This is a genomic window from Accumulibacter sp. (genome assembly GCF_032229525.1).
Lineage (GTDB): Bacteria > Pseudomonadota > Gammaproteobacteria > Burkholderiales > Rhodocyclaceae > Accumulibacter.
On record NZ_JAVTWB010000190.1, the window covers coordinates 30764 to 37804 of the forward strand.

The following is a 7041-nucleotide window of genomic DNA, read 5'->3' on the forward strand; positions in this document are numbered from 1 at the left end:
TGCGTCCGTCGAACTGGACTTGCCCGTCCGCTGCTGCCAATCGGCGAGAAGTGCCGCGGCGGAATCCCGTCCACCCAGGCCGAAAGCCAGCGCCAGCGCGACAGCCACAGCACCGACGATGAATCCAAAAGCCGGGTTGGCGATGTCAATGGCCAGTTCCATCTGACGTAGCGCCATGGCACCAGACAACAGCAGAATGACGATTCGTGTGCCAAGCGCCAGCAGGGGCGCATTCGGCGAGTCGCTGGCGCGCACGATACCGGCAACGAAATTTGCCAGCAGCAGACCGAAGCCAAAGATCACCAGGCCAAGCAGTACGTGCCCGCCAAAGCCGACGAAGCTCCTGACGATCGCCGAAAAACCAGCGAAGCCGAGCAGGTTGCTGGCTTCCGTGGTGGCGAAGAGCACGATCACCGCGATGCCAGCTTGCCTGCCAGGGCAGATGGCGAGCGCTCCCCTTCTGCCGCCGTTTTGGCGAGGCCGAGTTTTACCGGCAGATCATCGAAACCGACAGCTGCCAGCACGTTGCTCAGTAGTCCCGCGACGATGCGCCCGATGACGACCGCGAGCAGTAGCAAGCCGGCACTGAAAATTGCCGGCAGCATTTCCATCACCTTTGCCAGCATGTCGGTGGCGGGCCGTGTGATGGCATCCAGCTGAAGCGCACCAAGGGCGGAAACGATGACTGGCACCAGAATCACGAAATACTGCGAACAACGCCGATGCAGGGAACGAGTAATTGCTCCGCAGTTGTCGCAAGAGGTCTGTCCAGATTCGAGTTATCCGACAATCGGCGTTTCCGGGATCTGCTTCGGAAAACGCATCCGATATGACAGAACCAAGGTCGCAGCAGCAAAAGCTGGTAGCATGACGCTGCCCCTGGCGGAGGTACCCCCCGCGGGCACCTTAAATGCATTTTCCGATGACCCCACGCTCACAACAAGCATTCTTTTTCATCTGCGACTGGCTCCTCCCGCTGGGTTATTTGATCCTGCTGCTGGGCTTGGCTGTCCTGCCTGATCGTGGCACTTACCACAAGTTGGTCTACGCACTGCTGGCATTTCCGGCTTTTTTGGCACTGGTATTGAAGCCGGAGGTGCTCAAGGACTTGTTGCGGGAACCCATCATCGGGCTTTTCCTGGCTTTCTCCGCCTGGTCCCTGCTCAGCAGCATCTGGTCAATTAGCGGCAGCTTGACCGGCGGCCTGTTGAAGAACCCCCTATACATCTTCCTGTTGTTTGCCGCGTGCTCATTGCTCACCGTGCAAGGGAGTAGACGACTCGAACAGAGCACGCTGATTGCCGCAGTGCTGATGATTCCGCTGACCATTTATTCGCTAGGCACGTTTGCCGTTGGCTGGACGCCAGAAGCCAGGCTGGTTGGCCCAGGGGCGTTGGACAACCCACTGCTGAGCTCGCATCTTTTCGGTTTTTTTTGCGCCCTTTGGCTCGCTTTGAGCATGACCTTGCCGCAACGACAATGCTGGATGACCATCGCACCACTGTTAGTTTCCGGAGGCGCGCTGCTGGCCACCGGCTCGCGCACACCGCTCCTCGCAACAGCGTTGGTCTGTGGGTGGTTGGCACTGGTCCGCTGGGACCGACGTTCGATCATTCTGATCCTGGCTGGCGCATCGGGCTTGGCGGTGATGCTGCTACTCTATCCCGACGCGCTAATGAGTCGCGGCACTTCTTACCGCCTGGAGATCTGGCAGAGTGCACTGAGCAAGATCAGCCAGCGGCCTTGGCTGGGCTTTGGCATTGGAGCGTCCCTGGCGATCTACGTTGATGTATCTCCACTTCCATTCAGCGAACCGCACAGCTTTGCCCTCGGAGTGCTGTACTACACAGGCATCATCGGCCTGTGCCTCTGGCTGGCCATGCATGTGCTGGCCTTGAGTTATTGCTGGCGTCATCGGCACAAACTGCTCTTCGCGATCGGCGGTGCCCTGCTGATCTATGGTCTTGGTGCGGGACTCACCGAAGGCGGCGGCATCCTGCCACGACCCAAAGAGCACTGGTTTCTGACGTGGATCCCGCTCGCACTTATTGCGGCCTTGAATATCGCCACGCGCCAGGCCCGGGAAACTCCGAAGTGACACCCGGTTGTCCAGCCTACCTCACGCGGGCTCAATGCCGGCGGTTCGCCAGCGAGCCGCCGGTAACTCACAGGCGCGTGTCAAGCCCATGTTCGGCCAGCTCTGCGGCGCGCAGCACGGCGCGCGCCTTGTTCTGTGTTTCCTGCCATTCCGAAGACGGGTCGGAGTCGGCGACAATGCCGGCGCCGGCCTGTACGTGTAATTGGCCGTCCTTGACGATTGCCGTACGAATCGCGATTGCCAGGTCCATGTCGCCGTTGAACCCCAGGTAGCCGACGGCACCGGCGTAAATCCCGCGCTTGACCGGTTCGAGCTCGTCGATGATTTCCATCGCGCGGAGTTTCGCCGCGCCGGAGACGGTTCCGGCCGGGAAGGTGGCCTTGAGTACGTCGAGCGCGGTCAGGTCAGGACGCAGCTTGGCTTCGACGTTCGAGACGATGTGCATGACGTGCGAGTAGCGCTCGACGATCATGTTTTCGGTGAGCTTGATGGTGCCGATGCGCGCAACGCGACCGGCGTCGTTGCGGCCGAGGTCGAGGAGTTGCACGTGCTCGGCCCGTTCCTTCTCGTCAGCCAGCAGCTCATCGGCGAGCGCTTGATCTTCTTCAAAGGAAACGCCTCGCCGGCGCGTGCCGGCGATCGGCCGGACGGTGACCGTGTCGCCTTCGAGACGGACCAGAATCTCCGGTGAAGCGCCGACCACGTGAAAATCCTCGAAGTCGAAGTAGAACATGTACGGCGATGGATTGAGCGAGCGCAGCGAGCGGTACAAGGCGATCGGGCTGGCGGCGAGCGGTTTGCTCATGCGCTGGGAGAGGACGACCTGCATGATGTCACCCTCGGTGATATAACGCTTGGCTTTGACCACGGCCTGTTTGAACTGGGTCTCGCCAAACATCGATGTCGCCGGCTGCGAGGGCTGTGGTTTCTCGGCCGGGATATGTACCGGCTCGCGTAGCCTGGCCAGCAGCTCCCGGAGCCTGGCCTGCGCTTTCTGGTAGGCACCGGGAACGCCGGGCTCGGCATAGACGACCAGGGTCAGTTTGCCCGAGAGGTTGTCGACCACGGCAATTTCTTCGGAAAGCAGCAGCACGATGTCGGGAATGCCGAGATCGTCCGGTTTTTGCGAGCGCGTCAGCCGGGTTTCGATGTAGCGCACGGTGTCGTAGCCAAAGCAACCGACCAGTCCGCCGCAGAAGCGCGGCAAACCGGTGGTTGGCGCGGCGCGAAAGCGGTGCATGTACTTGGCGATGAAGTCGAGCGGGTTGGTGTCGTCTTCGCGTTCGGCGATACGGTTGCCGTTCAGTACCAGGACTTGATGCGCATTGACGACAATACGCGTCGGACTGGAAAGACCGATGATCGAGTAACGGCCGAAGCGCTCGCCGCCCTGCACCGATTCGAGCAGGTAGGTGTACGGCTCGTTGGCCAGCTTCAGGTAGATCGACAGCGGGGTGTCGAGATCAGCAAAGGTCTCGAGCGTTACCGGGATACGGTTGTAGCCTTCGGCAGCGAGCCGATTAAAATACGCTGCGGTCATGGGAACTCCACAAGAAAACACGGAAACACTGTTGGAACCGGTGGGCATCGAGTTGATGCACACCGCGGGGCGGGGCGGGGCAGCGGCGAGGCTGCGCGGCCATTTATCGGCGCCAGGGGCGCCAGGGCCAAGCCCCCGCCCGGCTGGCGGGCGGTGCGTGCAGTTTGTGTTCGAGTGCGTTCATGCGTGACGGATGCGTTGGGCGGCTTCAGCGAGGCTCGAGACTATACCATCGCAAGCGAGATCACCAACCCCTCGCCCTTCGTTGTAGCCGTAGGGCACGAGGAAAACGTGGCAGCCGGCGGCGCGTCCGGCATGAAAATCGTGCACCGAATCACCAATCATCAGCACGTCCGCGGGCGAGGTGCCGAGGCGGCCGCTGGCCCAGACCAACGGCATCGGGTCGGGCTTCGGACGGGGCAGGACGTCGCCGCTCACCACCACCTTGAAGAACGGCGCCAGACCGACATGCTCAAGCAGTGGTACGGCGAAGGCTTGTGCCTTGTTGGTGATTACTCCGAGCGGCAGATCCAGGGCCTTGAAGGCTTCGAGGCCTTCAAGCACACCCGGGAAGAGCACGGCATGACGGCCGTTCGCGCTGGCGTAGTGGTGACGGAAGCTGTCCAGTGCTTCCTTGGGCGGCGGTGCCGGGTCGTCGGCGGCGACCATGCTTCCAGCGAGCACGCGCTTGACGAGATTGGGGATGCCGCGTCCGACATAGCTGCGGACCGCTTCCACGGCTACTTCTGGTCTGCCGAGGTCGCGCTGCATGGCGTTGGCCGCAGCATGCAGGTCGAGGACGGTGTCGATCAGCGTGCCGTCGAGATCAATCAGGACGGCGCGTACCTTGAGCGGCGGAGGCATCAAGCAGCCGCCAGTTGGCGGCGTAGCGCCGCGATGACCGTGTCGTAGCGGTTGCTGTCGCTGTCGCTTCCGGCGCTGAAGACGGCCGAGCCGGCGACGAAGGCGTCGGCACCGGCGGCGGCGATCTCGGCAATGTTGTCCACTTTTACTCCGCCGTCGACCTCGAGCCGGATGCGGCGTCCGCTTTCCTGTTCGTAGGCATCGATGCGGGCGCGTGCAGCGCGCAATTTGGCGAGTGTTGAGGGGATGAACTTCTGCCCGCCAAAGCCCGGGTTGACGCTCATCAGCAGGACGATATCCAGCTTGTCCATGACGTGGTCCATGTGGTCCAGCGGCGTGGCCGGATTGAACACCAGGCCGGCCTGGCAGCCGCATTCACGGATAAGCGCCAGCGAGCGGTCGACGTGCTCGGAGGCTTCGGGGTGGAAGGTGATGATGTTGGCGCCGGCCTCGGCGAAGTCGGGGATGATTCGGTCGACCGGCTTGACCATCAGATGGACATCGATCGGCGCCTGGGTCAGCGGGCGGATCGCCTTGCATACCAGCGGGCCGATAGTCAGGTTCGGCACGTAATGGTTATCCATTACGTCGAAGTGGATCCAGTCTGCGCCAGCGGCGATTACGTTCACGACTTCATCGCCGAGTCGGGCAAAATCGGCAGAAAGGATGCTGGGAGCGATGACGAACATGGCGGAAAACCCTTGAGAAAACGGGGTTTCATTCTACCGCGAATCGGCTTCCGCCGCTTTGGCGAGGAGTCCAGATCACGAACAGGCTTGTCAGCATCCGCGCTTTGGTGTGCAATGCCGGTTCTGAGTGTCCCGACATCGAGCAAACATGGCTGAGAGCAAGAAGTATGAGGTCGCGGTCAGCGCGATCCCGCAATACATCGCCGAGCAGTCTGACCCGGCGAACGACAGCTACGTCTTTGCCTATGCCATTACCCTCGAGAATGTCGGCACTGTGCCGGCCCAACTCATCTCGCGGCACTGGATCATCACCGATGCCAGCGGCGAGGTCCAGGAAGTGCGCGGCCTGGGCGTCGTCGGCCAGCAGCCGTTGCTGCAACCCGGCGAGAAGTTCGAGTACACCAGCGGTTGCCAACTGGAAACGCCGGTCGGCACGATGCGTGGTAGCTACCAGATGACGGCGGTAGACGGCAAGCAGTTCGAAGCCCAGATCGGCGAGTTCACCCTGGCCGTGCCACGCGTCCTGCATTGATTCGGCGCTATTGAGCCTCAAACACAGCTACACGCTGATCTCTCCCTTCTACGACGCGGCACTTGCCGCAGCAACGCGCGTGCCGCGCACGAAAAGTCTGGCTTTCCTGCCGCAGCAGCCGGCGCGCGTACTGCTGAGCGGTGTCGGCACGGGCCTTGACCTGCCGCTATTGCCATCGCAGCACAGCTACACCGGAATCGACCTGACGCGTGCCATGCTGCGGCGAGCACTGCCACGCGCAGCGCAGCTCGATTTCCAGTGTGTTCAGGGCGACGCGCAGTACCTGCCCTTTGCCGACCGCAGTTTCGACCACGCGATCCTGCACCTGATCCTCGCCGTGCTTCCCGATCCCGTCGCCTGCCTGGGCGAGACGGCACGCGTACTGGCGCCGGGCGGCAGCGTGCTGATCTTCGACAAGTTTCTTCAACCTGGGCGGCGGGCGCTGGTGCGACGACTGCTCAATCCGTTGGTTCGGCGTGTGGCTACCCGGCTGGACGTGGTCCTCGAAGAGGTGCTCGAGCAGACGCCGCAACTGGTCCTCGAGCGCGATCAGCCGGCGCTGGCAGCTGGCTGGTTCAGGCTGATCAGCCTGAGGCGTGTCGACAGCCCTTGAATCCGGCTGGTTATTCGGAGCCTTGGCGGCGAGCTTCCAGTTCAGTTGCCAGGCACCGTTCAAACGACCTGACGACGCTGAGGTCGCCATCCACCGCTGGCGCGGCAGCGAGAACCCCTGCGCGAAGGGTTTTTCGGCGATCCAGGTCGCGGCACTCCTCGGCCAGTCGCGCCGCAATGCAGATGTATTCATCTACCGAGGAGGCGATGGTGCCTGGCAAGCCGGCCTTGCGCAGCAAGCCCGCAGCAAGGCGTTGGCGCATATAGCGGCCTTCAAGGGCAACGATCGGCAGGCCGCGATGGATTGCCTGCCAGGCCGTGGTGTAGCCGGAGAAAGTCGGACAGTCGAGAAAGACGTCGCAGAGATCAAGCAAGGCGAGAAACTTCCCCGGCGAGAGCCAGGGAATCACCACCAGATGCCGGGTCGGATCAAGCCCATGCCTGCGGAATGCGGATTCCAGGCGCAGCATGATCTGGTCGGTCGCCCAGGGACAAACCGGATCCCGCAGCAGAATGAAGACGCTCGCGCCGACCGCGACGGCTATCCGCGCGTAGACCTCATCGTCGCCGGGGTCGAACTTGATGGCACGCTGAGCGATCACGAAGCGCGGGCCATCCAGGCCGAGCAAGGCAGCGTCCACCTCGGGAATCGGCTCGGCAGCGATCGGCAAGGACGAGGTACAGCAACCGGTGCCGGGCAAGCGGA

The 7041-nt window shown here is 62.4% G+C and carries 7 protein-coding genes and 2 pseudogenes; 3 read left to right on the top strand and 6 right to left on the bottom strand.

The window, feature by feature from the left end; translation table 11 throughout:
• Both RUW20_RS15070 and RUW20_RS15075 read right to left on the bottom strand, forming a co-directional pair.
• A pseudogene (locus RUW20_RS15070) lies at window positions 1-414 on the bottom strand (hypothetical protein); the annotation flags it as partial.
• Window positions 411-701 carry a mechanosensitive ion channel family protein gene (locus RUW20_RS15075; protein ID WP_313953048.1) on the bottom strand — a complete coding sequence of 97 codons (291 nt, stop codon included), beginning with the start codon at window positions 699-701 and terminating at the stop codon, window positions 411-413. The gene RUW20_RS15075 and the pseudogene RUW20_RS15070, both read right to left, overlap by 4 nt.
• 221 nt (window positions 702-922) lie before the next feature.
• On the opposite strand from RUW20_RS15075, the gene RUW20_RS15080 reads away from it, so the two are divergent.
• Window positions 923-2098, top strand: coding sequence for an O-antigen ligase family protein (locus RUW20_RS15080; RefSeq protein ID WP_313953049.1), 1176 nt, complete (start codon window positions 923-925; stop codon window positions 2096-2098).
• Between the two features lie 67 nt (window positions 2099-2165).
• Here the strand turns inward: RUW20_RS15080 and trpE are convergent, their stop codons facing one another.
• The 3 genes from trpE to rpe form a co-directional block, all read right to left on the bottom strand.
• Complete coding sequence (gene trpE, locus RUW20_RS15085; protein WP_313953050.1) at window positions 2166-3638, bottom strand: anthranilate synthase component I; 1473 nt, start codon at window positions 3636-3638, stop codon at window positions 2166-2168.
• A 180-nt stretch (window positions 3639-3818) separates the two neighbouring features.
• Entirely contained in the window at window positions 3819-4502 is a 684-nt protein-coding gene (locus RUW20_RS15090) for a phosphoglycolate phosphatase (RefSeq protein ID WP_313953051.1), read from the bottom strand.
• Window positions 4502-5191: a ribulose-phosphate 3-epimerase gene (gene rpe / locus RUW20_RS15095; protein ID WP_313953052.1), complete on the bottom strand. Its 690-nt coding sequence runs from the start codon at window positions 5189-5191 to the stop codon at window positions 4502-4504. The genes RUW20_RS15090 and rpe overlap by 1 nt, the downstream gene beginning before the upstream one ends.
• 148 nt (window positions 5192-5339) lie before the next feature.
• Here rpe and apaG point away from each other — a divergent pair, with 148 nt between their 5' ends.
• The gene (gene apaG / locus RUW20_RS15100; protein WP_313953053.1) at window positions 5340-5723 is read left to right on the top strand and encodes a Co2+/Mg2+ efflux protein ApaG; all 384 of its coding nucleotides are present in this window, start codon (window positions 5340-5342) and stop codon (window positions 5721-5723) included.
• A 10-nt stretch (window positions 5724-5733) separates the two neighbouring features.
• Window positions 5734-6336 (top strand): class I SAM-dependent methyltransferase, encoded by a 603-nt coding sequence (locus RUW20_RS15105; protein ID WP_313953054.1) that lies wholly within the window; start codon window positions 5734-5736, stop codon window positions 6334-6336.
• A gap of 10 nt (window positions 6337-6346) precedes the next feature.
• Here RUW20_RS15105 and RUW20_RS15110 read toward each other — a convergent pair.
• Window positions 6347-7041, bottom strand: a pseudogene (locus RUW20_RS15110) (hypothetical protein); the annotation flags it as partial.

Coding starts and splice junctions, on each gene's coding strand:
- apaG (WP_313953053.1), top strand. CDS start 5,340: ATGGCTGAGAGCAAGAAGTATGAGGTCGCGGTCAGCGCGATCCCGCAA.
- RUW20_RS15080 (WP_313953049.1), top strand. CDS start 923: ATGACCCCACGCTCACAACAAGCATTCTTTTTCATCTGCGACTGGCTC.
- RUW20_RS15090 (WP_313953051.1), bottom strand. CDS start 4,502: ATGCCTCCGCCGCTCAAGGTACGCGCCGTCCTGATTGATCTCGACGGC.
- rpe (WP_313953052.1), bottom strand. CDS start 5,191: ATGTTCGTCATCGCTCCCAGCATCCTTTCTGCCGATTTTGCCCGACTC.
- trpE (WP_313953050.1), bottom strand. CDS start 3,638: ATGACCGCAGCGTATTTTAATCGGCTCGCTGCCGAAGGCTACAACCGT.